Source organism: Paenibacillus sp. AR247 (assembly GCF_002968895.1).
GTDB lineage: Bacteria > Bacillota > Bacilli > Paenibacillales > Paenibacillaceae > Paenibacillus_AQ > Paenibacillus_AQ favisporus.
Map to the genome: position 1 here is coordinate 191,240 of NZ_PCZT01000012.1, position 2,301 is coordinate 193,540.

The window sequence follows — 2,301 nt, forward strand, 5'->3', positions numbered from 1 at the left end:
GTGGATTGGTTCAGCGGTGAGCGTACGGACGATGCCGTCCACCATTTGGTGCAGAGGCTCTATGATTTCTCACGAAGCCACTCCTGGCCCGATCAGTGGCTGCGGGATATGGCCGAGTCCTTTTTGCTGCCGGATACGGCAAGTCTGGGCGAAAGCCAGTGGGTCAAGAGCATCCTTCAGGATGCGCGGCTGGCGCTTGCCGGGGCCGAAGGACTGCTGGAGCAGGCCCGGCGTCTGACACTGCTGCCCGGAGGACCGGGGCCCTATCTGGATAATTTGAACGCGGATCTGGAAGTGGTTCAGTCGCTTAGGGATGCGCTGGACAACCGTCCGTGGGACGAGCTGTTCGAACGCTTTCAGACGGTGTCGTTCAGCAAGCTGAAGAGCTGCCGCAAGGAGGAGACCGACCCGGCACTGCAAGAAAGGGTCAAGGAGCTGCGGGAAGCGGTCAAGAAAACGATGCAGGATCTGAAGGGGGCGCTGTTCGGCCGGCCGGCCGATGCGTTTCTGGCCGAGTTGCACCGGGCGGCGCCGCTCATGAAGGAGCTGGCGGAGCTCGTCATTGAGTTCGGCGACCGCTATCTTCATGAAAAGCAGAGAAGAAACGCGGTGGATTTCAGTGATCTGGAGCACTACTGCCTGCAAATTTTGCGCCACCCGGATTCGGTGCCGGGTCAGCCGCTCCCTTCGGACGCGGCCATGGAATATCAGGAACAGTTCGACGAGGTGCTGCTGGACGAGTACCAGGACACCAACAGCGTGCAGGAAGATATCGTCAAGCTGATTTCGCGCGAGCTGCCGGGGAACCGGTTCATGGTCGGCGACGTCAAGCAGAGCATCTACCGCTTCCGCCTGGCGGAGCCGAGCCTGTTCTTGGACAAGTACCGCAGGTATGCTTCCGCCGAGGGCGGCGGCATCCGTATCGACCTTGCCCGTAACTTCCGCAGCCGGCTGGAAGTGGTGCATGCGGTGAACATGGTGTTCCGCCAGCTGATGAATGAGACGGTGGCGGAGATCAGCTACGATGAGCGGGCGGAGCTCGTTTACGGAGCTTCTTATCCGGAAGCCCAGCCTGAAGGGGCGTCAGGGCACTCTCCGTACGTGCCGGAGCTGGTGCTGATTCACAAGGCCAGAGGCGGGGAGGCGTCCGAGGAGGAGCCTCAGGACAGCGACAACGGAGGTCTGATCCAGGAGAGCGAGGCCGCCGAAATGGAGACGGCTCAGCTTGAGGCCAGAGCGATTGCCAAAAAAATACGCGCGCTCTTGGGTGACACATCGCCTAGGCCGATGCAGGTGTTCGACAAGGAGACCAAAGCGATGCGGCCTGTCCGTTACGGCGACATGGTCATCCTGCTTCGGTCCGCCTATATATGGGGGCCGCTGATCATGGAGGAGCTGCGCCAGCTCGGCATCCCTGCCGACGGTGAGCAGAATCAGGGGTATTTCCAGGCGACCGAAGTGGAAATTATGCTGTCCCTGCTCCAGATTATCGATAACCCCCGGCAGGACATTCCGGAACGGACTGAAGCTCTGGCCAAGGAGCAGGAGCTGCTCGCCAAAGGGCTCAAGCGGCAGTCCGAGCTGCAGGAAAGCATGAAGGGGCTCGAAGTGAAGGCGAAGGACCGCGAACGGCTGAATAAGGCGATGCGGCACGTTCAGCAGCTGGGAGCAAGCGAGCAGCGGCTGCGGAGCGCTGAGGCTGAATTGAACGAGCATGGCGAGAAGCAAAGCAGGGCCGAAGCGCTGTTGAAGCAGGCTGCGCAGGAGCGGGAGCAGCATTTGCAGGAGCAGAAGCGGTTCGCGCACGCGGTTTCGGCCCATATGGAGCAGGTTCTGGGGCATGACAGCCGGATGGAGGCGGCGTTGTCCCGGCTCGATCAAGATGAGGCGCTGGTCCGTTCTTCCTCCAAAGAACGGGAACTCCACGCGCTTTCGCTGGCGCTGGCCGCCGAGCTGCGCCCTGGAGAACCGTGTCCGGTATGCGGCTCATCACATCATCCGGCACCGGTATCTCCGGATCAGGATGCGCCCGGTGCGGATGACGGTCTGCTGGAACTGCTGCGGCTTCTCCGCCAGCAGCTGCAGGAGCTGCGGCTGAGCGGGCGCCAGCTTGTACATGAGACCCGGAGCTTGCTGGAATCGTACGAGCCCGGGGTCCAGGTGGGGGCAGAGGCTCCCTTCAAGGCCGGTTCTGGCCCGCTGGAAGGCGCAGGCGAAGCGGCCGCTGCCCTCGAGCTGGTCTCGGATCCGGAGCAAGTAGAGTCATTTTCCAGGTCCGCGTGGGAATCCCGAATCCGGAAA

General features: G+C 62.0%; 1 protein-coding gene. It reads left to right on the forward strand.

Translation table 11 applies throughout. The features are described from left to right. On the forward strand, window positions 1–2,301 hold a 2,301-nt coding region (locus tag CPT76_RS22205), incomplete at both ends, for a UvrD-helicase domain-containing protein (RefSeq protein ID WP_181153002.1).